The sequence below is a fragment of the Solwaraspora sp. WMMA2101 genome, from assembly GCF_049179175.1.
Lineage (GTDB): Bacteria > Actinomycetota > Actinomycetes > Mycobacteriales > Micromonosporaceae > Micromonospora_E.
Window position 1 is genome coordinate 5,982,417 of record NZ_JBMHMA010000006.1, and the last position, 22,909, is coordinate 6,005,325.

14 protein-coding genes are annotated in these 22,909 nt (G+C 71.2%); 6 read left to right on the plus strand and 8 right to left on the minus strand.

Annotation, left to right across the window (positions count from 1 at the left end; genetic code table 11):
• Nucleotides 1-2: 2 nt before the first annotated feature.
• Together ACN28F_RS28280 and ACN28F_RS28285 are read right to left on the minus strand one after the other, a co-directional pair.
• Entirely contained in the window at nucleotides 3-2,951 is a 2,949-nt protein-coding gene (locus ACN28F_RS28280; RefSeq protein ID WP_421360499.1) for a glycoside hydrolase family 3 C-terminal domain-containing protein, read from the minus strand.
• A 380-nt stretch (nucleotides 2,952-3,331) separates the two neighbouring features.
• Nucleotides 3,332-4,561 carry an ROK family transcriptional regulator gene (locus ACN28F_RS28285; RefSeq protein WP_289205495.1) on the minus strand — a complete coding sequence of 410 codons (1,230 nt, stop codon included), beginning with the start codon at nucleotides 4,559-4,561 and terminating at the stop codon, nucleotides 3,332-3,334.
• Nucleotides 4,562-4,896: 335 nt separating this feature from the next.
• On the opposite strand from ACN28F_RS28285, the gene ACN28F_RS28290 reads away from it, so the two are divergent.
• Nucleotides 4,897-6,579, plus strand: a complete 1,683-nt coding sequence (locus ACN28F_RS28290; protein WP_421360502.1) for an extracellular solute-binding protein — start codon at nucleotides 4,897-4,899, stop codon at nucleotides 6,577-6,579.
• Nucleotides 6,580-6,593: 14 nt separating this feature from the next.
• On the opposite strand, the gene ACN28F_RS28295 is transcribed toward ACN28F_RS28290, so the two are convergent.
• Entirely contained in the window at nucleotides 6,594-7,805 is a 1,212-nt protein-coding gene (locus ACN28F_RS28295) for an RNA-guided endonuclease InsQ/TnpB family protein (protein ID WP_421360504.1), read from the minus strand.
• Between the two features lie 155 nt (nucleotides 7,806-7,960).
• Here ACN28F_RS28295 and ACN28F_RS28300 point away from each other — a divergent pair, with 155 nt between their 5' ends.
• Both ACN28F_RS28300 and ACN28F_RS28305 read left to right on the plus strand, forming a co-directional pair.
• Nucleotides 7,961-9,019 (plus strand): ABC transporter permease, encoded by a 1,059-nt coding sequence (locus tag ACN28F_RS28300; RefSeq protein WP_289205498.1) that lies wholly within the window; start codon nucleotides 7,961-7,963, stop codon nucleotides 9,017-9,019.
• Complete coding sequence (locus tag ACN28F_RS28305) at nucleotides 9,016-9,999, plus strand: carbohydrate ABC transporter permease (RefSeq protein ID WP_289205499.1); 984 nt, start codon at nucleotides 9,016-9,018, stop codon at nucleotides 9,997-9,999. The genes ACN28F_RS28300 and ACN28F_RS28305 overlap by 4 nt, the downstream gene beginning before the upstream one ends.
• A 145-nt stretch (nucleotides 10,000-10,144) precedes the next feature.
• On the opposite strand, the gene ACN28F_RS28310 is transcribed toward ACN28F_RS28305, so the two are convergent.
• A complete protein-coding gene (locus ACN28F_RS28310; protein ID WP_421360507.1) occupies nucleotides 10,145-12,451 on the minus strand; it encodes a TIM-barrel domain-containing protein in 2,307 nt (768 codons plus the stop codon).
• Nucleotides 12,452-12,582: 131 nt separating this feature from the next.
• On the opposite strand from ACN28F_RS28310, the gene ACN28F_RS28315 reads away from it, so the two are divergent.
• Together ACN28F_RS28315 and ACN28F_RS28320 are read left to right on the plus strand one after the other, a co-directional pair.
• Entirely contained in the window at nucleotides 12,583-14,610 is a 2,028-nt protein-coding gene (locus ACN28F_RS28315; RefSeq protein ID WP_421360509.1) for a beta-galactosidase, read from the plus strand.
• A gap of 202 nt (nucleotides 14,611-14,812) precedes the next feature.
• On the plus strand, nucleotides 14,813-17,158 hold the full coding sequence (locus ACN28F_RS28320) for a cellulose binding domain-containing protein (protein WP_421360511.1): 2,346 nt from the start codon (nucleotides 14,813-14,815) through the stop codon (nucleotides 17,156-17,158).
• 184 nt (nucleotides 17,159-17,342) lie between these two features.
• Here ACN28F_RS28320 and ACN28F_RS28325 read toward each other — a convergent pair whose 3' ends face one another.
• Nucleotides 17,343-18,392 (minus strand): LLM class flavin-dependent oxidoreductase, encoded by a 1,050-nt coding sequence (locus ACN28F_RS28325; protein WP_289205503.1) that lies wholly within the window; start codon nucleotides 18,390-18,392, stop codon nucleotides 17,343-17,345.
• A 36-nt stretch (nucleotides 18,393-18,428) separates the two neighbouring features.
• Nucleotides 18,429-20,246 carry a carbohydrate-binding module family 20 domain-containing protein gene (locus ACN28F_RS28330; protein ID WP_289205504.1) on the minus strand — a complete coding sequence of 606 codons (1,818 nt, stop codon included), beginning with the start codon at nucleotides 20,244-20,246 and terminating at the stop codon, nucleotides 18,429-18,431.
• 196 nt (nucleotides 20,247-20,442) lie between these two features.
• Here ACN28F_RS28330 and manD point away from each other — a divergent pair, with 196 nt between their 5' ends.
• Nucleotides 20,443-21,651, plus strand: a complete 1,209-nt coding sequence (gene manD, locus ACN28F_RS28335; protein ID WP_289205505.1) for a D-mannonate dehydratase ManD — start codon at nucleotides 20,443-20,445, stop codon at nucleotides 21,649-21,651.
• 186 nt (nucleotides 21,652-21,837) lie between these two features.
• Here manD and ACN28F_RS28340 read toward each other — a convergent pair whose 3' ends face one another.
• Nucleotides 21,838-22,470, minus strand: a complete 633-nt coding sequence (locus tag ACN28F_RS28340; RefSeq protein WP_289205506.1) for a GNAT family N-acetyltransferase — start codon at nucleotides 22,468-22,470, stop codon at nucleotides 21,838-21,840.
• Nucleotides 22,455-22,826 (minus strand): hypothetical protein, encoded by a 372-nt coding sequence (locus tag ACN28F_RS28345; protein ID WP_421360515.1) that lies wholly within the window; start codon nucleotides 22,824-22,826, stop codon nucleotides 22,455-22,457. The genes ACN28F_RS28340 and ACN28F_RS28345 overlap by 16 nt, the downstream gene beginning before the upstream one ends.
• Between the last annotated feature and the right edge of the window lie 83 nt (nucleotides 22,827-22,909).

The following is a 22,909-nucleotide window of genomic DNA, read 5'->3' on the forward strand; positions in this document are numbered from 1 at the left end:
CACTAAGCTCCCCCTTCGTCCCCGGCGCGGCCGCTGGGCGGGGCACCGACGAAGTTCAGGTAGCTCACCGTAGCGCCTGCCGTACTGAACAGCAGATACAGATCTCGAACTCCGGACACACCGTGCAGCGGCGTGTCGACGTCCGCCCAGTCGTGCCGGCCTCCCGTCACGGGTACCCGCAGCGTACCGGCGATCGGACCGGTCAGCGGGTCGTCCAGCCGCAACGTCACGGTCGAGGCGTCGACGGCCCGGCCGGTCGTGGCGTCGTCGGTGCCGCCGCGACAGAGCACGTTGCGCTGGGCCACCCGGGCCGTCACCGTGGTCGGGCCAGGTCCGAAGTCGACATCGGTGAAGGCGAGCCAGCCGCCGTCCTGTGTCGCGCTGACCGCCGCCCGGCCGTCGACCTGGTCGGTCGGTGCCACCGCGGCGTAGTCGTCGTTGTCCACCGCCCACAGCGGGCCGGCGAGCGGGTCGCGGGGGCCGATCCGCTCGCCCCGTACGGTCAGCGTCGCGGTGGCCATCAGGTCGGTGCAGGACCGGCCGACCGCCACCGTGTGCCGGGCCGACTCCACCACCCGTCGCCCCTGGGTGACGTCCCAGGTCGCCAGGTCGGCGGTGGCCAGCCGGAACCGTACCCGCTCCCGCTGGCCCGGCTCCAGCCGGACCTTGCGGAAGGCCCGCAGCTGGCGCAGCGGCTGCTTGACCCGCGAGGTGCGCTGCCGGGTGTAGAGCTGGACGACCTCGGTGCCGGTACGCCCGCCGGTGTTGGTGACGGTGACGGTCACCTCGACCTCCTCGGCGGGCCCCGCCTGCGCGGCGGACAGTCGCAGGTCGTCGTAGGCGAACGTGGTGTAGCTCAGGCCGTGGCCGAACGGGTACAGCGGTTCGCCCCGGAAGTACAGGTAGGTCGCGTCGGCGGCGATGATGTCGTAGTCGAGCAGGTCGGGCAGGTCCGCCGTGGCGCGGTACCAGGTCTGGGTGAGCCGGCCACCGGGATCGGCGTCGCCGCAGAGCACCTCGGCCAGCCCGGTGCCGTGCTCCTGCCCGCCGTGGGCCGACCAGACGATCGCCGCGACGTGCTGGTCGGCCCAGTCGACGGCGTACGGGTAGCTGCTGGTCAGCACCAGCACGGTCTGCGCGTTCGCGGCGTGCACCGCGCGCAGCAGTGCCGCCTGGGCGGTGGGCAGCGCCAGGTCGGTGCGGTCCTCGGTCTCCCGCCCGCAGACCATCGGATGGTTGCCCAGCACCACCACCGCCACGTCGCACTCGCGGGCCAGCGTCGCGGCCTCCCGGGCACCGTCGCTGATCAGCTCGACGGTGAACGCCGCCGCCGCGTCGGCACTGGTGGCGTCGGCCCGCAGCAACCCGTCCGGGTCGATCATCACGTACCGGTCGCGGGCCAGGTGATGCAGCGCCGTACGGCCGTCGTCGGTGCGGACCAGCCGGAACGTCTCGTTGACCACCCAGCCGCCGGGGCCGGTACGGTCGTCGACCAGGACCCCGTCGTCGTCTGCGGCCAGATAGCGGCCGTTGGCGACGCCGCGCAGCGCGATCACCCCGTCGCCCCAGTTGAACACGTCGAACCAGCTGTCCGGGACCGCCTCCGGCGCGGTGGCGGTGATCGGTCCCCCGTCGGCCCGGCCGCTGGCGCGCAGGTACGTGGTGCCGGCACCGACCCGCAGCGCGATCCGGTCGACCCCTTCGTGGTGGAGTACGGTCGCGCCGGCCAGCCGGGTGGCGAGCCCGGCGCGAGGCGTCACCGCGTACGGCAGCGTTCCCGAGTACCAGTCGGTCTGCACGGTGTCCGCCAGCGGCCCGATCACGGCGACCCGCCGGATCCGGTCGGCGTCGAGCGGCAGCAGCGGCTGCCCGGCCGGACCGACCGGGGCGTTGCGCAGCAGCACGACCGACTCGCGGACCGCGATCCGGGCGAACTCCTGGTGGGCCGGACAGTTGATCATGTCGGTGCCGGCGGCCGTGTACGGGTTCGCCTCCGCCGGGTCCAGGTCGCCGAGCCGGATCCGTACGGCGAGGACGCGCCGCGCGGCCCGGTCGATGTCGGCCTCGGTCAGCAGACCCTGCGCCAGCGCGGCGCTGATCCGCCCGATCGTCGGCGCGGCGTCGGTGTCGTCCTCGGTGAAACTGTCGATGCCGGCCCGCAGGGCGGCAGCGTAGCCGGCGACGTGGTCGGGGCGGAACCCCTGGACGCCGGCGATGTTGGTGGCGGCGCCGGCGTCGCCGACCACCAGCACGTCGTCGGCGCTCCAGCGGCGCAGCTCGCCGTCGATCAGTGGGCTCAGGTGCGCCGGAGCGCCGTTGACCAGGTTGTACGAGGCCATGACGGCCACTGCCGCGCCGGCGGCCAGCGGTGCCCGGAAGGCGGGCAGTTCGTACTCGTGCAGCACCCGGGGCGGCAGGTTGCTGCTGGTGGTGGCCCGGTCGGTCTCGTTGTTGTAGCCGAGGAAGTGCTTCAGGGTGGGCGCGGTCCGCAGGTAGCGGGGGTGGTCGCCGCGCAACCCCCGGGCGTACGCGGTGGCCAGTTCGCCGGTGAGCCAGGGGTCCTCGGCGTACCCTTCCTCGTTGCGCCCCCAGCGCGGGTCGCGCAGCGGGTTGACCACCGGGGCCCACACGTTCAGGCCGATACCGACGGGATCCTTGTGGTGCAGCGCGCGGACCTCCTCACCGACCGCTTCGCCGATCTCCCGCAGCAGGTCCGGATCCCAGGTCGCGCCGAGCCCGATCGCCTGCGGGAACACCGTCGCGGGGCCGAGCCAGGCCACGCCGTGCAGGGCCTCGGTGCCGGTCCGGAAGGCGGGCAGGCCGAGTCGGGGCACCGCCGCCTGGTGCTGGTGCAGCAGGGCGATCTTCTCGTCGAGGGTGAGCTGGCCGAGCAGATCGGTGACCCGGGCGGTGACCGGCAGTTCGGGGTCGCGGAACATGCTGTCGCTCATGGTGGAACGCCTTCCGGGATCGGCGAGGGCGCCCGCGTCGGGACGGAAGTGGTCCGGCGAACCGCTTCGTGGGCCCGGGGTGCGGGCAGGCGTCAGTACGAAGTAGAGGGTGGCCGCCTGCCCGGGAAGCGCTGGCTCGAAGCGCTTCGACGACCGTCCTGAAAAACGCCCCACCGCTGACCGCGTTTCGCACGTGTTAACCCGTGGAGCCCTTTGAGGTTGACATCCATCAGCGTCGGCGGTCAAGAGCCGGCCCGCCACGAATTGACGTCGGTGACGGGCCGCGGTCGACGGCCGATCAGCGGCGCTCCGCCGGCGAATGTGCTCCGCCGGCGGCTGTTCTTCGCCGGCTGAGCGGCGCCGACCCGGGCAGTCGCGGATCAGCCGGCGGACTTGCCCACCGGGGTCGGCATCCGGCCGTTGTCGATAGCCGCGATGGCCCGCGCCGCGCCACCGACGGCCGCCGCGCCACCGGCCAGCGTGGACGCCGCGAGCACGGTGCCCCCCGCCTGCGGCGCCACGGTACGCGCGGTGAGCTGCTCCTGCGCGGCCGGCAACAGCCACGGCGTGAGCGGCACGAAGTACCCACCGAGGAGTACCACCTCGGGGTTGATCAGGTTCGCCAGGATGGACACGCCGGTGCCGAGATGCCGGCCGATCTCGGCCAGCGCGGCCAGGGCCGGTGCCTGGCCGGCGCGGGCCGCCGCCCGGACCCGCTCGATCTCCGGCGCGAAGTCGGTGACCGGACCGTCGATCTCGGCGTCGGGCAGCACCCGACGGATCAGGGCGGGAATGCCGGCGAGCGCCTCCAGGCAGCCGTTCGCCCCGCAGCGGCAGGGCGGCCCGGTCGGGTCGAGCTGCAGGTGGCCGATCTCGCCGGTGAAGCCCCGGCCGCCGTGCAGCAGCCGGCCGTCGACCACCAGCCCGGCGCCGATACCGGCCCCGCCGGTCAGGTGCACCAGGTTCGCGGTGCCGGCGTACGGTCCGTGCCGGTGCTCGGCCAACGCGGCGAGCTGGGCGTCGTTGTCCACGATCACCTCGTACGTCGGCCCGCGCAGCGCCCGCACGAGGTCGGCGCGCAGGTCCACGTCGCGCCAGCCGAGCTCGGGGGAGAGGCAGACCCGGCCGTCGTGATCGACCAGACCGGGCACCCCGACGGTCAGCCCGAGCACCTGCCGGCCCTGCCGGGTGACCCGGGCGACAGCCCGGCCGGCCAGCGCGGCCACCGTGCTGGCCGCCCGACCCGGGGTGGCGGCCAGACCGGTGAAGGCCCGCCGCCAGGAGAGCACCTCGCCGCCGGCCAGGTCGAGTGCCACGGCGGTGAGGTGGTCGGCGTTGATCTCGATGCCGATCGCGGCGTACGCGTCGCCGTCGATCACCAGCATGGTCGCCGGCCGGCCGATCCGGTGCTCGGTCAGCCCGGTCTCGCGAACCAGCCGCCGGTCGATCAGGTCGGCCACCAGGCTGGAGACGGTGGCCTTGTTGAGCCCGGTGGCGCCGGCGATGTCCGCCCGGGAGCAGGGCGCGTGGGTGCGGACGTAGCGCAGCACGACGGCGAGGTTGGTGGCGCGTACGTCAGTGAGGTCCGCCGGCTGCGGGCCGCTCTGCATGGTGATCACGTTACGCCCCGGCCGCCACGGCAAGGCCGCTGCCCGTGCGGACGCGCCGAGGTGCCGCACGTCGGGCCGGGTGCCGGCGAGCGATCCGCCGGCCGCCGGGTCGGCGCCGAGGTGCCGGACGCGGGCCGGCGTCGGGTGCGCCGCCGTCGCTGCTTCCCGTCATGTCGGTCTCCCTTGTGGCACCTGTCACCGTCGGCTACTTTGTTTAGTCACCAGACGAACTAACTCTAGCGTGCGAATCGCACCCACACATCCCCCCACTCCGAGCGGAATCGTCCCTGTTTCTCGCGGGCGACCGTTCGCCCGATCACCGAAGGGAGCGCGCCGTGGATCCATCCCTCGCGGGCGCGGCCACCAATCGACGTCGATTCCTGGGCCTGCTCGGCCTGGGTGCCACCGCCGTCGCCGGCGGCGGATTGTTCACCGGTTGCAGCCGGCCGGCCGGCACCCAGGGCACGGCCACCAACGTCGACTCGATCAGCGCCGTACTGCCCAAGTACCAGCCGGTCGACCTGATCACCCCCGACATCGCCGGGGTCCGGCCGATCGCCGACGGCTACCTGACGTACCCCACGAACCTGGTCAAGGCGGTCACCGAGACGCCCGCCAGCAGCGGCCAGCAGCTCACCGCGATGACCCCCTGGTGGGGCCCGACCCCGCCCGGCCTGGACCGCAACGCGTACCTGCAGGCCGTCAACGCCCAACTCGGCGTGCCGATCGACTTCAGCGTCCAGGACGGCAACACGTACGCCGACAAACTCAGCGCCGCGCTCGGCGCCCGCGACGTACCGGACCTGCTCTGCGCCCCCAACTGGGAGATCGACAAGATCCCGCGCTTCTCCGACGTGGTGAGCGCGCTGTTCGAGGACCTCACCGAGCACCTCGCCGGGGACGCCGCGCTGGCGTACCCGCACCTGGCGAGCTTCCCCACCGGAGCCTGGCAGTACGCGGTCTGGGGCGGCCGGCTCGCGGCGGTGCCGTGGCCCACCGACGGCCCGTTCCCGTACGCACTGTTCTACCGCAAGGACCTCACCGACGCCGCCGGCGTGCAGGCCCCGAAAAGCATCGAGGAACTGTACGAGTTCGGCAAGGCGATGACCGACCCTGCGAAGGGCGTCTGGGCGTTCGGCTCGGTGTTCAACATGGTGCAGATGTTCTACGGCGTACCCGGCGCGCAGGGCGGCTGGCGGCGTACCGACGGCGGTGGCCTGGAGTTCAAGTACGAGACCGAGGAGTACCGCGAGGCGCTGGAGTTCACCACCCGGCTGTTCGCCGAGGGCCTGGTGCACCCGGACATCGTCGAGAGCCGTGGCTCCGCCGACGCCAAGCAGCTGTTCAACAGCGGCCGGATGATCTGCTACGAGGACGGTGTCGGCGCCTGGCGCGGCATGTACTCCGAGCAGCGGCAGATCACCCCCACGTTCGACATGCGGCCGGTGCCGATCTTCCACGCCGACGGCCAGAGCGACCCGGTCGCCTGGGGCGAGGAGAAGCCGGTCTTCTACACGTTCGTCAAGAAGGGCCTGGGCAAGGAACGGGTCGAGGAGATCCTGCGGGTGCTGAACTGGTGCGCCGCCCCGTTCGGCACCGAGGAGTACCACCTGCGCCAGTACGGCGTCGCCGGCCAGCACCACACCACCGGCGCCGACGGCAGCCCGGAGCTGACCGAGCTGGGCCGCCAGGAGATCGCCGACCAGTACACCTTCCTGGTCGGACGGTACCCGGCGATCGTGCAGACCGCCGACGTCCCTGGCTTCGTCGAGGCGCTGCTCGCGTACTCCAACGAGACGGTCAAGTGGCTCGAACCCAACCAGTGGGCGGGGATCAAGCTGGAGCTGCCGGCCAACTACTCCCGCGTCGGCCAGCCGACCGAGGACAAGATCCTCGACGTACTGCGGGGCCGGCGGCCGACCAGCGACCTCGAGCAGATCACCCAGGAGTGGCGCAGCGGCGGCGGTGACGAGGGGCGCGACTTCTTCCGCAAGGCGCTCGAAGACAATAATCGTTGACAATCCTCCCCGCCCTAACCGACGGGGATTCCCTGGGTCGCCCCAGGGGGTTCCTGCTTCGCCGACGACCGCCCCGTCCGAGAGGAGGACTCCCGGTGAGGTCTTACACCGCCTCCACAGGCAATCACGGAGAGCCCCTCCGCGAGGATGTTGCGGGCCGCGTTGACGTCCCGGTCGTGGGTCTGCCCGCATCGGCAGGTCCACGACCGGACGGTCAACGGCATCCGCTCGGCCAGTTCGCCGCAGGCGGAGCACAGCCGGGTCGACGGGAACCAGCGGTCGACTACCACCAGGTCCCGGCCGTACCAGTCGGCCTTGTAGGCCAGCATGGTGCGGAACTGCCGCCAGGCCGCGTCGGAGATGGCGCGGGCCAGACGGTGATTGGCCATCATGTTGCGGACGGTCAGGTCCTCGATCACGATCGTTTGGGTGTCACGAACGAGCCGAGTGGTGAGTTTGTGCAGGTGGTCGCGGCGGCGGTCGGCGATCCGGGCATGAATCCGGGCCACCTTCAGCCGTGCTCTGGCCCGGTTCGCCGAGCCTTTGACCTTACGGGCGAGGTTTCGCTGGGCGCGGGCCAGCCGATCGCGGTCGCGGCGTTCGTGCCTCGGGTTGGCGACCTTCTCCCCTGTGGAGAGAGTGAACAGGCTGTCGAGGCCGGCGTCGACCCCGACCGCGTCGGAGGAAGCCGGGGCCGGTTCGATCCGGTCGTCGCAGAGCAGGGAGACGAACCAGCGGCCCGCCGGGTCCTGCGACACCGTCACCGTCGACGGCGACACACCAGCGGGCAGGGGCCGGGACCACACAATGTCCAACGGTGCGGTCATCTTCGCCAGGGTCAGCCGGCCGTCCCGCCAGCGGAACGCGCTGGCGGTGTACTCCGCCGACCGCCGCGACCGCTTCCTCGACTTGAACGTCGGGTACCGGGCCCGTTTCGCCCAGAAGTTGGTGAACGCGGTCTGCAGGTGCCGCAGCGCCTGCTGCAACGGCACCGACGACACCTCGGCGAGGAACGCGAACTCGTCGGTCTTCTTCCACGACGTGAGCATCGCCGAGGTGGCGTGGTAGGTGACCCGTTCCCGGCGTTGAGTCCACGCCTGCGTGCGGGCGGCCAGGGCCTTGTTGTAGACCAGCCGGACACAGCCGAACGTCCGGGCGAGCTCGGTGGCCTGCTCCGGCGTGGGGTAGAAGCGGTACCTGAACGCCCGCTTCACGGTCCTGGACACAGTCCACAGTCTAGCGATTCGATCGGCGAGGCTTGGGGCGGCGGGTGGATGGACGCCGATCCGCCCCGGCAGCGGACCGGCGATCCCGGTCACGCTGCGCGGGAGTTCCGTTTCCTGCCCGGCCTGAAGACCGGAGTATCCACGGAAGGAATCCGATGACCTCGGTCGAGACGTCCGTGACCGCCGGCTCCGGTGACGACCGGAGCCGGCGGTCGCCGGACCAGCCCACCCCGGCCGGCGACCGTCGCTCCCGCCGTACCCCGAACAGCCGCCGCACCCGCCGACGGACGGTGCCGCTGCGGGCCCGGCTGCGCCGCGACTGGCCGCTGCTGGCGATGGCGGCCCCGGCCGCGCTGCTGCTCCTGGTCTTCCACTACCTGCCGACCCTCGGCAACGTCATCGCCTTCCAGGACTACAACCCCTGGGTCGGCGACAACGCCTTCGAGGCGTTCGTCTACAGCGAGTGGATCGGCTTCGGCAACTTCGAGACCCTGTTCCGGGACCCGGCGTTCTGGGACGCGGTGCGCAACACGCTGACCATCACCGCGTTCCAGTTGGTCTTCTTCTTCCCACTGCCGATCCTGCTGGCGATCCTGCTGCACAGCATCCTGTCGCGCCGCATCCGCGGCATCGTCCAGAGCGTCGTCTACCTGCCGCACTTCTTCAGCTGGGTGCTGGTGGTCACCTTCTTCATGCAGATGCTCGGCGGTGCCGGTCTGCTCGCCCAGCGGATGCGCGAGGCGGGCCTGCAGCCACTCAACATCATGAGCAACCCGGACACCTTCATCGTCCTGGTCACCGCCGAGTCGGTGTGGAAGGACGTCGGCTGGGGCGCGATCATCTTCCTCGCGGCGCTGAGCGCCATCGACCAGAACCTGTACGAGGCGGCGGCCGCCGACGGGGCCGGCCGCTGGCGTCGGCTGTGGCACATCACCCTGCCCGGCCTGCGGCCGGTCATCGTCCTGCTGCTGATCCTGCGGCTCGGTGACGCGCTCAGCGTCGGCTTCGAGCAGTTCATCCTGCAACGTGAGGCGGTCGGCCGGCAGGCCGCCGAGGTGCTCGACACCTACGTCTACTACCAGGCGATCATCCCGCAGCAGTGGGGGATGGGCGCGGCCGCCGGCCTGTTCAAGGGCGTCATCGGTCTGGTCCTGATCATCGCCGCGAACAAGTTCGCGCACCGCCTCGGCGAGCAGGGAGTGTATTCCAGGTGAGCATCGCCAACCAGTTGATCCGCGGCCGTCGGCCGGGACCCGACCCGGCCGGTACGCCGCCGGGGCGCCGCCGCCGGGGTGCCCCGGCCCGCCCGGTCTGGGAGGAACCGCCGAGCGTCGTCGGCCAGGGCGTCAAGGCTGTCGTGCTGACCGCCATGGTGCTGGCGGTGCTCTTTCCGATGTGGTCGGTCCTGGTGACCAGTCTCGCCTCCCGCGACACCATCAACGCCGCCGGCGGCATGGTGGTGGTGCCGCGCGAGATCGACCTGTCGGCGTACGTGAACATCTTCTCCGGCGGCCAGATCAGCCGGGCGGTCTGGGTCAGCACCCTGGTCACCGTCGTCGGCACGACCTTCAGCCTGGTGCTGACCGTGCTGGCGGCGTACGGGATGTCCCGCCGTGACTCCCTCGCGCACCGCCCGCTGCTGTTCCTGTTCCTCCTGACCTTCCTCATCTATCCCGGCATGGTGCCGAGTTACCTGGTGGTGACCGGTCTGGGGCTCAAGAACAGCCTCTGGGCGCTGATCCTGCCGACCGCCATCAGCGTGTTCAACCTGGTCGTCATCCGGGCGTTCTTCATGAACGTGCCGGGAGAGCTGATCGACGCGGCCCGCATCGACGGAGCCGGCGAGTTCCGCATCCTCTGGCAGATCATGCTGCCGCTGTCGAGGGCGGTGATCGCGGTGGTCGGCCTGTTCTACGCCGTCGGCTACTGGAACGCCTACTTCAACGCGGTGCTCTACATCGACGACAACGACAAGTGGCCGATCCAGCGGGTGCTGCAGAGCTACATCCTGGCCGGGCAGTCGCCCTCGGTGACCGGTGCGCCGGTGAACATCCCCGGGGTCAGCGCCTACCCGCCAACCCTGGCGGTCAAGATGGCGGTGGTGGTGATCACCGTACTGCCGGCGATCATCATCTTCCCGTTCGTGCAGCGGCACTTCACCAAGGGTGTCATCACCGGTGCCGTCAAAGGCTGACCGTCACCCCGCCCACCCCCTTCATGATCCCGACGATCTTGCAGTTATCGATGGACAACTCGGACAAATCCTCGCGATGAGCGCAAGATCGTCGGGATCATGGGGGTTGGCGTCGGGATCATGGGGGTCGGGGTCGGCGTCGGTCTCAGTCGGTGACGCCGTCGAGCACGATGGTGGTGGGTGCGTCGGTGCCGGCGACCGCGACGACCTCCACCCGGCGTACCGCCAACGGTCCGTCCACCGTGACCCGCAGCGTGTCGTCGTCGCGGACCGCCCGCACCGTCGTGTCGCCGTCGACGTCGCTGACCACCGTCTCGGCGTCGACGCCGCCCCAGCTGACCAGCGTCACGTCGGTGAACGGGCCGTCTCCGACCACGTCACCGACCTCGGTGGTGGCGATCAGCGCGCCTCGGCGCACGTACAGCGGAATCCGCTCCCGGGGCACCCGCACCGCCAGGTACCGCCCACCGGAGTGGGTCTCACCGGTCCAGTAGTCGACCCACTCGCCGGCCGGCAGGTACACCTGCCGCTGGCCGTCCGGGTTGATCATCGGGGCGACCAGCAGGTCGGTGCCGAGCCGGTACTCCAACTCGGCCCCCCACGCGGCCGGGTCGGCCGGCGTGTCGACCAGCAGGGCCCGCAGCATCGGCGCGCCGGTGCGCGACGCCGCGACCGCCGCCGAGTAGAGGTAGGGCATCAACCGGTACCGCAGCCGGATCGCCTCGACCGCCTCGTGCGCGGCGTCGTCGGGGAAGTCCCACGGCAGCCGGCTGGTGGTGCCGTGGAAGCGCACCAGCGGCGACAGCGCACCGAACTGCGCCCACCGTACGTACAGGTCCGGGGTCGGGGTGCCGTGGAAGCCGCCGGCGTCGTGGCTCCAGAACGGTACGCCGGACAACCCGTGCGACAACCCGCCGCGCAGCGTGCTGGCCATCCCCGGGTACGTGGCGTTGACGTCGCCGCTCCACTGCGCCGGGTGCCGTTGCCCGCCGAGGAACGACGAACGCGCCCAGACCATGCCGTGCCCGGCGACCTCCCGGGTGACCGCCGCGACCGCGTCGTTGAACAGCAGGGTGTAGACGTTGTGCAGCTCGACGCCGGTCATCCCGTTGTGCGCCAACGCGTCGGCCGGCACCCCTTCGGCGAAGTCGGTCTTGAACACCATCGCGCCCTGGCGCAGCAGGTCACGCAGCAGCCCGGTGAACCACTCGGTGGCCGCCGGGTTGGTGAAGTCCACGATCCCGCAGACCGGGTAGGAGCCGTGCCAGACGTCGGCGATGTAGGTCGACCCGTCGGCGCGGCGCAGGAAGTAGCCGGCCACGTCGGCCTGCGCGAAGACCGGGCTGCCGGTCATGATGTACGGGTTCATCCAGAGGCTGACCTTGAACCCCTGCTCGGCGAGGGTGGCCAGCATGCTGGCCGGGTCCGGGAAGTTCGTCGCGTCCCAGGCCAGGTCGGACCAGGCGCCGTCGGCCTGCCAGTAGCAGTCCAGGTGCAGCACGTCGCAGGGAATGCCGTCGGCGCGGATCCGACGGGCCCGCTCCAGGACCAGCTCCTGGGTGTCCACGTAGAACCCGGAGGAGATCCAGGTGCCGAACGCCCACTTGGGTGGCAGCACCGGTCGGCCGGTCAGCCCGTCGTAGCGGTCCAGGATCTGCGCGGGGGTGGGGCCGGCGATCACGTAGTAGTCGATCAGGTCGTCCGGCACCAGGATCTGTACGCAGCTGTGCGTCGACGCGCAGATGTCGAACTCGACCGGCATCCCGCTGTCGACCAGCACGCCGTAGCCCCGGTCGGACAGGTAGAGCGGAATGTTCTTGTGCGAGCGGTCCGACTCCGCGCCGAAGGCGTCGAAGTTCCACATCAGCGCCCGCTGGCCGCGCTTGTCCAGCCGGGTGAACTTCTCGCCGAGTCCGACGAAGCGTTCGTCGCCGGGGGCGTCGAAGCATTCGTGGTACGCCGCGACGGCCCCGTCCACCAGGGACCGCCCGAACGGCAGGGTACGCAACCGGCCGCTGATGTCGCGCTCGCCCCGGTTCTGGTTCAGCAGCACCCGGCCCTGCGGGTCGAGGAACCGCAGGTGCCAGGGGTCGAGCCGGATCTCGGCGACGACCGCGCCGGCGTCGACGCGGACCATGTCGTCGCTGGCGGTGATCGTCGCCGGGTGCGGTCGGGCGTCGACCAGTGGGATCGCCCGGGCGGAGCGGCTGCGGGCGTCGGGAGTGGCGCTGAGCCGGACCCGGACCACCCCGTCGCCGGCGGCGCTGACGGAGACCGTCACCGAGTCGCCGTCGGCGGTGGCGCCCTTGAAGGTGACCCCGCAGCCGTCGGTGCCGACCACCTCGGCGCGTACCAGCGCGGACAGGCCCTGCTCGCCGGGTGCGCGGACCGGCAGGTCGGGCGGGTCGGCGACGAAGGTCTCGTGGGGGACCAGAGGTGGACGGTACGGCATGCGGTCTCCTTTTCCGGCACCCGAGGGCGCTGCGAGCGCGCGACGCTCCCTGATGGAGCGGCCGGCAGCTGCGGCGGCTAAATTAGTTTCTTTGGTAACCCAACAAACTGTCAACGCCGGAGGGAGCGCCGATGCGCTGGCCGAATGGACTCGACGGACTCTGCTACGGCGGGGACTACAACCCGGAGCAGTGGCCGGAGTCCACCTGGGTCGAGGACGTGTCGCTGATGCGCAAGGCCCAGGTCAACCTGGTGACCGTCGGCGTGTTCGCCTGGTCCCGGCTGGAGCCACAGCCTGGCCGGTACGTCGTGGACTGGCTGGACCGGGTGCTGGACCTGCTGCACGACGGCGGCGTCAAGGTCGTGCTGGCCACCCCCACCGCCGCGCCGCCACCCTGGTTCTCCCTGGCCCACCCCGACGCGCTGCCGGTCACCGCCGAGGGCGTACGGCTGCACCACGGCAGCCGCGACACCTACTGCGCGGCGGCCCCGGCGTACCGGGACGCGGCCCGCGCCGTCGCGACGATGCTCGCCGAGCGCTACCGCGACCACCCGGCGTTGGCGATGTGGCACGTGCACAACGAGTACGGCACCATCTGCCACTGCCCGCACGCCGCCGCGGCGTTCCGGCGCTGGCTGCGGGAGCGCTACGGCGACCTCGACGGCCTCAACCAGGCGTGGACCGGCTCGTTCTGGAGCCAGAGCTACTCCGACTGGGCGCAGGTCGACGTACCCCGCGCCACCCAGTACCTGGCCAACCCCACCCAGGTGCTGGACTTCCGACGGTTCTGGTCCGACGAACTGCTCGCCGCCTACGTCGAGCAGCGTGACGTGCTGCGCCGGGCCACCCCGGACGTGCCGGTGACCACCAACTACGTCCTGGCCGACTGGGTGCCGGTGGACCACGCCCGATGGTCGAGCGAGGTCGACCTGGTCGCCATCGACCACTACCCGGGCGAGACCGACGGGCGCGCCGAGGAGCAGACCGCGTTCGCCGCCGACCTGGCCCGGTCCTGGGCCGGCCGCCGGCCGTGGCTGCTGATGGAGAGCGCCCCGAACCTGATCTACCGGTACGCCGAGGGCGTCTACGCCGGCAAGGAACCGGACCGGATGCTGCGGCACAGTCTCGCCCACGTCGCCCGGGGTTCCCGGGGCGCGATGTTCTTCCAGTGGCGGGCCCCGCGCGGCGGCGCGGAGGTGTTCCACTCGGCGATGGTCCCGCACGCCGGTGCCGACAGCCGGACCTTCCAGGCGACGACCCGCCTCGGCGAACTGCTGACCGGGCTGGCCGAGACCGACGCCGGCACCGTGGCGGCCCACGCCGCGATCAGCTGGGACGCCGCCAGCGGGTGGGCACTGCAGCATCCCGGCATGCCGTCGCGGCACATCTCGTACGCCGACGAGGTGGCCGCCGCGTACCGGGCCCTGTGGCGGTGCGGCGTCACCACCGACGTGGTCTGCCCGACGGCGGCCACCTTCGATCTGACCGGCTACCGGATGCTGGTGCTGCCCGCCCTGTACCTGATGAGCGACGCCGTCGCCGATGCCGTCGCCGCATGGGTGCACGACGGTGGACATCTGGTGGTGAGCTACCTGTCCGGGGTGGCCGATCCGGCGGCCCAGGTGCGCCTCGGCGGCTACCCCGGGGCGCTGCGTGACCTGCTCGGCGTACGGGCCGAACAGTTCCTGCCGTTGGAGCCTGCGGCGACGGTACGGCTGACCGGCGGACGGACCGGTCGGCTCTGGCAGGAACGGCTCACCGCGCCCGACGCCGACCCGGTGCTGCGCTACGCCGCCGGGGTGCTGGCCGGCCAGCCGGCGGTCACCCGCCGCCGGGTCGGTGCCGGGACGGCGTGGTACCTGTCCACCCGGTTGGACGACGACGGCTACCGCGACCTGCTCGCGGTGATCGCCGCCGAGGCGGGCGTGCTGCCGGTGCTGCCGGGCGCGCCGGCCGGGGTCGAAGCTGTCCGCAAGGTGGCCGGCGACGATCGCTGGCTGTTCGTGTTCAACCACGGCACCACTCCGGTCGAGGTCGACGTCTGGGGCGAGGACCTGGTCAGCGCGAGGGTGGTCAGCGGGGCGGTGCGCATCGCCGAAGGAGGGGTGATGGTGCTGCGGGAACAGCCGCCGCGACGTCGCCGACGCCGCGCGCACTGAACCGTTTCACAATGGTGGTCCGCTGTTCGGACCAGGTCATTGATCGAAGGAAAGCGATTGCCCTACGATGGCCGCACGGGAGCCGACCCTTCTCGACCGTCGCACCGGTCGACCCTGATCCAGCACGCGCCACCGGCGTACCCCGGCCGGGCAGCCGGGCCGTCCGTCAGACGGTGGCGCCCGTCCGCTCCCGGAGACCTCCATGCGTCGTGCCCGTCCGCCATCCCTGTCCCCTCCTGCCCGTGGATCATCGTCGAGCCGGTCGCTGTCGGCGGTGCTGACCGTGGCCGCGCTCACCGCCGGTGCCGGTGTCGCGACCACGGTCGTCGCCAGCTCGGCGGCTGCTGCCGCCGGCTGCGCCGTCGACTACCGGATCACCAGCCAGTGGCCGGGCGGCTTCGGCGCCAGCGTCGCCGTCACCAACCTCGGTGATCCGCTCACCTCCTGGCGGCTGACCTGGAGCTTCGGCGCCGGGCAGACCATCACCCAGGCATGGAACGCCACGGTCGTCGCCAACGGTGCCCAGATCACCGCGGACAACGTCAGCTACAACGGCAACCTGGCCACCAACGCCCGTACCGAATTCGGTTTCAACGGCTCCTGGACCACCAGCAATCCGGTCCCGACGGCGTTCGCACTCAACGGAACCGCCTGCACCGGCGGCGTCGCCCCGACCACCGGCGTCCCGCCGACGACCGTCCCGCCGACCACGGCACCCCCGACCACGGCACCGCCGCCCACCACGGCACCCCCGACCACCGCGCCACCGCCGACGACCCCGCCGCCGGTGCCGGGCCCGGGAGCCAAGCAGATGGAACGGCTCGACCGGGGCGTGATCAGCGTCCGGTCCGGCTCCGGCAACCTGGTCTCCTGGCGGCTGCTGGGCACCGAGCCGGCCAACCTCGGCTTCCACGTCTACCGGGGCGGCACCCGGATCACCTCGTCGCCGGTGACCGGCTCGACCAACCACTACGACCCCGGTGCCGCGTCGAACGCCAGCTACACGGTGCGCGCGGTGGTCGACGGCACCGAACAGGCCCCGTCGCCGGCCTCGCTGACCTTCGCCAACGGCTACCTCGACGTGCCGCTGCAGGTGCCACCGGGTGGTACCACGCCGTCGGGGGAATGGTACAGCTACTCGGCCAACGACGCCAGCGTCGGCGACCTCGACGGTGACGGGCAGTACGAGATCGTGCTCAAGTGGGATCCGTCCAACGCCAAGGACAACTCCCAGTCCGGCTACACCGGCAACGTCTACGTCGACGCGTACGAACTGACCGGCACCCGGCTGTGGCGCGTCGACCTGGGCCGCAACATCCGGGCCGGTGCCCACTACACCCAGTTCCAGGTCTACGACTACGACGGCGACGGCCGGGCCGAGGTGGCGATGAAGACCGCCGACGGCACCCGCGACGGCCGGGGCACGGTGATCGGCTCGGCCAGCGCCGACTACCGCAACTCGTCGGGCTACGTACTGTCCGGGCCGGAGTTCCTGACCATGTTCAACGGTCAGACCGGCGCGGCGATGTCCACCGTCAACTACGTACCGGCCCGGGGCACCGTGTCGTCGTGGGGCGACTCGTACGGCAACCGGGTGGACCGCTTCCTCGCCGGTACGGCGTACCTGGACGGCCAGCGCCCGTCGTTGATCATGTCGCGGGGCTACTACACCCGGACCGTCGTCGTCGCGTGGGACTTCCGTAACGGCAGCCTCACCCAGCGGTGGGTGTTCGACTCCAACACCTCCGGCAACGGCGGGTACGCCGGGCAGGGCAACCACTCGCTGTCCATCGCCGACGTCGACCGCGACGGCCGCGACGAAATCGTCTTCGGTGGTGCCACCATCGACGACAACGGTCGCGGCCTGTGGAACACCAGCCTCAACCACGGCGACGCCGGCCACGTCGGTGACCTCGACCCGGGCCGGGCCGGGCTGGAGTACTTCAAGGTCCAGGAGGACGGGGCGAAGCCGTCGTCGGCGCTGATCGACGCGCGTACCGGGCAGATCATCTGGCAGACCGCCACCGGCGGCGACAACGGTCGGGGCGTGTCGGCGGACATCTGGGCCGGTAGCGCCGGCGCCGAGTCCTGGTCGTCGGCGGTCAGCGAACTGCGGTCGCCGTCCGGTGCCAACGTCGGGCGCAAGCCGTCGTCGGCCAACTTCGTGATCTGGTGGGACGGCGACCCGGTCCGCGAGCTGCTGGACCAGACCCGGATCGACAAGTACGGCACCTCCGGCGACACCCGGCTGCTCACCGGTGCCGACGTGGCGTCGAACAACGGCACCAAGGCCACCCCGGCGCTGTCGGCGGACCTGTTCGGCGACTGGCGGGAAGAGGTGATCTGGCGGACGTCCGACTCCCGGGCGCTGCGGATCTACGCCACGCCGCACACCACCGACCGCCGCGTGCACACCTTGATGCACGACCCGCAGTACCGGGTCGCGGTCGCCTGGCAGAACACCGCCTACAACCAGCCGCCGCACCCGTCGTTCTTCATCGGCAACAACATGGCGACGCCGCCGGTGCCGAACGTCTACCTGCCGTGACCGGGTAGCGAGGGAACGGGAAGCGAGATGCGCCGCAGGGGGGACCGGAACCCGGACCCCCCTGCGGCGGACGCGACGACATCCACCCCACGCGTGATCTCGTGCGTCGAACCATCACCTGACTCAAAGAGTGCCAGGCGACCATCGCGCGGCGGTGACCAGCTGATGAAACTCCTGTTTCCAGCTATTGATCATCATTGTCGGCGTCGCGGTGCCCTGCGGCACCGACGCCCGTCCGCCCGACCGCCGCCATGACCAGCTCGAAGGAGCGCACCCGGTCGGCGATGTCGTAGACCAGGGTGGTCAGCATCAGCTCGTCCGCTCCGGTGCGCCCGCGCAGCTCGGTCAACGCCCGGGCGACGGTGTCCGGCGAACCGATCGCCTGACCGTCGCGGCGCTGCCGGACGAACTCACGCTCATGTTCGGTGTACGGGTAGGCGGCGGCCTCCGCCGGGCTGGCCAGCGGCTCCGGCCGGCCGGAGCGCAGCCGCAGGAACGACAGCCCGGCCGGGCCGGACAACCACTCGGCCTGCTCGTCGGTGTCGGCGCAGACCACGTTGACCGCGACCATCGCGTACGGCCGGTCCAACCACTGCGACGGGCGGAAATGCTGCCGGTACAGCGCCAGCGCCGCCAAGGTGTTGGCCGGGCTGAAATGGTGGGCGAAGGAGAACGGTAGACCGAGGGTGCCGGCCAGTTGGGCGCTGAAGCCGCTGGAGCCGAGCAGCCAGATCGCCGGCATCTGCCCCGCGCCCGGCGTGGCGGTGATCGGGCCGGGATCGCCCCGGAAGTAGCCGATCAGGGCGGCCAGCTCTTGCGGGAACGCCTCGGCGTTGAGCCCGGCCATCGTCCGCCGCAGCGCCAGGGCGGTGGCCTGGTCGGTGCCGGGTGCCCGGCCGATGCCCAGGTCGACGCGGCCAGGGTGCAGCGCCTCCAGGGTGCCGAACTGCTCGGCGACCACCAACGGTGGATGGTTGGGCAGCATCACCCCACCGGAGCCGACCCGGATCGTCGAGGTGGCGGCGGCCAGGTGGGCGAGCAGCACAGGTGGCGCGGCACTGGCGATGGCCGGCATGTTGTGGTGTTCAGCGACCCAGAACCGGCGGTAGCCGAGCTGTTCGACCCGGCGGGCCAGCTCGGTGGTGTGCCGCAGGGCTTCGCCGGCGGTGCCGCCGGCGGCGACCGGGGCCAGGTCGAGGACGGAGAGCGGTACGTCGATCACACTCCAGCCCAACCCGGCACCCGGCCGCGATCTTCCCGTACGCCCTGGTCAGTTGCGCCAGGTGTCGGTGAGAGTGACCGCCCCACCGGCGGGCGCGGTGGCGCTGCGGTTGGCTCCGCTCTCCCAGGTGACGGTGCCGTCCGGGTTCTTGCGCAGATACTTGTACGCGAACGTGGTGCCGGCCGGCAGGCTGACCGTGCCCTGCCAGACCGGGTAGCTGGCCGCCGACAGCGGCACCGCCCGCGCCGGGTCCCAGCCGCCGAGCGCGCTGAGGTCACCGACGACGAAGATGTTCTGCCCCCAGCTGGTGGTGGCGGTCACCGCGAACGCGGCCGTGCTGGTGCCGTTCGGCGGTGGCGTGCTGGTCGGGCTGCCGGTCGGGGTCGGGCTGCCGGTCGGGGTCGGGGTCGGCCCGGTGCCCGGCCCGGCCGGGGCGCCGACGTGGATCGCGAGCGCGTCGTTGGCCGGCACGCTGGCGGTGAACCGGCCGGCGGCGTCGACCGTCACGGTCGGCCCGGTGCAGCCGCCACCCGGGGTGGGGTCGCCGTGCTGCACGTCGCAGTAGGTGCCGGCCGGCATCGACGTCTGGAAGGTCCGGGTCAGCGTCGAGCCTTCCTTGTTGATCGCCACGTAGGCGCGGTTGCCCCGGCCGAAGGCGATCTGGTTGTTGCCGTTGTCCCACCAGTTGACGACACCGGTGCCGTGCGCGGCGGTGCGGAAGGCGACCATGTTGGCGATCTGCCGCCACTTGTGCTGGCAGCGCCAACCGTCGGCGTAGCAGGCGGTGACGGTGCCGCCGTTGGGCGGGCCGGCGTCGAAGTCGCTGAATTCGTAGCCGGAGTGCACGTGCGGCGACCCGTACGTCCAGGCCAGGGTGAAGACGCTGGCCAGGGTGTACGTGGAGCCGTCGCGGTAGCTGAGGGTGTCACCGCCGCGTTCGGTGTCGTGGTTGTCGACGAAGACGCCGGCCTGACCACTGGGCAGGTAACCCCAGGTGGGGCCGATGTCGCGCAGGTAGGCGAGGCGTTCGTTGAGGAAGATTCGGCGCAGGTCCCGGGCGTACCGGAATTCCTGCACGTCACCGCTGCCGAGGTACTCCTCGGGCTGCACCGCCTCACCCGCGCCGTGGATGACCTCCTGGACCCAGTAGGCGTTCGGGTCGCTCATCTTCGACCGGATGGCGGCCAGGTCGGCCGCTGCGATGTGCTTGGCGGCGTCGATGCGGAAGCCGTCCACGCCGAGAGAGAGCAGGTCCGACAGGTACGCGGCGATCCGGCCACGCACGTAGTCACTGCCGGTGTTCAGGTCGGACAGGCCGACGAGTTCGCACTCCTGCACGTCGTAGCGGTTGCGGTAGTCGGCGATTCGGCTGCGGCAGGAGTGGAAGTCCTGTTCCTGGTAGATGCCGGGGTAGGTGTACTTGCCGTACGCCGTACCGCCGGTGCCGGTGCCCGATCCGGCGCTCATGTGGTTGACGACGGCGTCGACGATCACCTTGACCCCGGCGGCGTGGCAGGTGTCCACCATCGACCTGAACGCGGCCCGGTCGCCGAGCCGACCGGCGATCGTGTAGCTGACCGGCTGGTACGCGGTCCACCACTGGCCGCCCTGGATGTGCTCCTGCGGCGGGGAGACCTGAACGTAGCCGTAGCCGAGTGGGCCGAGGGTGTCGCGGCACTCGCGGGCGATCGAGTCGAAGCGCCAGGAGAACAGCACCGCCGTGACGTCCCGGTCGCCCTGCGGGGCGGCGTCGGCGGTGGTGGTCCGGGTGGCGGCGCCGGCGGTGACGACGGCGGTGCTCACCAGCAGGGTGAGCGCGGCGAGTCCGACGAGTAGCCGTCGTCGGCGGGTGGTGTCGGTGGGCACGGGTTTCCTCCAGGCGGTGATGGTCCGCAAGCCCTTACTTCCATTGCTGCAAGAAGTCTGTAACTTGCTGGAAACTCTTGCAGGCCAACGTAGAGATAGATGAACGCCACGTCAAGAGTTCGGATAGCCTCTGCGGGCGGGCGAGCGGCAGCTGACGCCGTTGCCGACGCCGTCGCCGAGCGGAGGAGTCAGGCTGATGCGGATCGTCGATGCCCGGGTGATCGTGACCTGCCCGGGACGTAACTTCGTCACGTTGAAGATCGTCACCGACGACGGGGTGACCGGCGTCGGCGACGCCACCCTCAACGGCCGCGAACTGGCCGTCGCCAGCTACCTGCGCGACCACGTGGTGCCGACCCTGATCGGGCGCGACGCGGCCCGCATCGAGGACACCTGGCAGTACCTGTACCGGGGGGCGTACTGGCGGCGCGGTCCGGTCACGATGAGCGCGATTGCTGCCGTCGACACCGCACTGTGGGACATCAAGGGCAAGGTCGCCGGACTACCGGTCTACCAGTTGCTCGGCGGCCGCTGCCGCGACGGCGTCACCGTCTACGGCCACGCCAATGCCGAAACCGTCCCGGAGGTGCTCGCCGAGGTGGCCCGCTACGTCGACCTCGGCTACCGGGCCGTCCGGGTGCAGACCGCCGTACCCGGCCTGCCAGCGACGTACGGGGTCGGCAAGGACCGGATGTTCTACGAGCCCGCCGACGCGGCGATCCCCACCGAGACCACCTGGTCCACCGAACGCTACCTGGTGCACACCCCGCAGGTCTTCGCGGCGGTCCGCGACGAGTTCGGCCCGCACCTGAAACTGCTGCACGACGTCCACCACCGACTGACCCCGATCGAGGCCGCCCGCCTCGGTAAGGACCTGGAGCCGTACCGGCTGACCTGGCTGGAGGACCCGGTCCCCGCCGAGTTGCAGGAGGGCTTCCGGCTGATCCGTCAGCACACCACCACCCCGATCGCGGTCGGCGAGGTCTTCAACTCCATCTTCGACTGCCAGCAGCTGATCAAAGAACAGCTCATCGACTATGTACGGACCACGGTGGTGCGTGCCGGCGGGATCAGCCACCTGCGGCGGATCTTCGACCTGGCCGCGCTGCACCACGTCCGCAGCGGTTCGCACGGCGCCACCGACCTGTCGCCGGTCTGCATGTCCGCCGCGCTGCACGTCGACCTGAGCATCCCCAACTTCGGCCTGCAGGAGTACATGCGGCACACCGAGGCCACCGACGAGGTCTTCCCGCACTCGTACCACTACGCCGACGGCTACCTGCACCCCGGCGAGGAACCCGGGCTCGGCGTCGACATCGACGAGGAGGCGGCTGCGCGCTACCCGTACGCGCCGGCGTCGCTGCCGGTCAACCGCCTCACCGACGGGTCGATGCACAACTGGTGACGCCGCGCGCGACTGCCACAGACGGCGGCCGGTGGCCACGTCGAGCCCGATCACCCCAGGGGACCACCTGTCCCGCCCAGGTGTCGATGTGCCCTCGCCGTCCACCATCGAGGTGAGGCCTGTCCACGTCAATCCTGCCTCGTGACGTGGAGAGGCCTCACCTCGATGCGGTGTCGATGGACATGGTCAGCCGACGCGCAGTGCTGCGGCCATCGGCGGTTGGCCGACCGGGTCGCCGGAGCGGCGCATCGCCCACAACGGCGGCCCGCCCGCCGGCAGGTGCGCGACCCGTACGACGCGGTAGCCGTGGTGTTCGTAGAACGCCCGCTGCCGTACGCTGCTCGCCTCGACCACCGCCGGCATCCCGATCCGGTCGAGCCGGGCATGATGCGCGGCCAGCAGCGTCGACCCGATCCCTTGGCGTCTCAGCCAGGGTGCCGCCGCCAGGAACGCCAGGTGGTGGTGCGGGCCGGTCGGTTCGAGGCGGCCGGCGGTGAACGTGTAGTGCGCGTACGGTCCGTGCCGGTCACCGCAGGACCGCAACCGGCGCCGCTGATGCTCCGCACCCAGCAGCCGGTCCGCCGGGTGCGGATACCAGATCGCCACCCCGTCGCAGTGCCCGACCACATCGACGATCCCGTGCCGTACGCCGAACTCCAGCTCGGCGGTGAAGAACTGGTGCATCGTCAGATACCGCAGCGCGTGATCATTGATCAGCCACGCCACCACCGGATCCACCACACACGCCTGCGCCAACAACTCCCCCAACGGCTCCACATCGGCGGCCGTCGCGGCCCGTACGGTCAGCACGGCCGCCACGTCCACACCAGGAACCGGTCGAACAACTCCGCCGCCGTCACGTCGGGCAGGTCGAACGCCGCCTCGGTCATCCGCTCCACCGCGTACGTCGCCAACGCGACCGGCCCGAACACCCCCGCCAACTCGACCCGCGCCACCGCACACGGCCACGCCTCGCCGCAGCCGGCACACGACCACGACGGCCGCACCGCCACATGACCACCACCGCTGCTGTCGGCCGCCGGCTCCACACCGGTCACATCGCGGTACGCCGTACCGCCGACCGGGCCGACCCGAGGTCGCCCGTCGTGGCGGACGACCAGCACCCCACCACCGGCGGCGGCCAGGTCCCGCAACTGCTCTTTCACCGCGACCACCGCCGGCTCATCCGAGCACCACGTATCGACCCACGAAGCAGGCGTTTCCAAGGTCCAGCTGAAGCTTGTTCGTCGATTGCGTC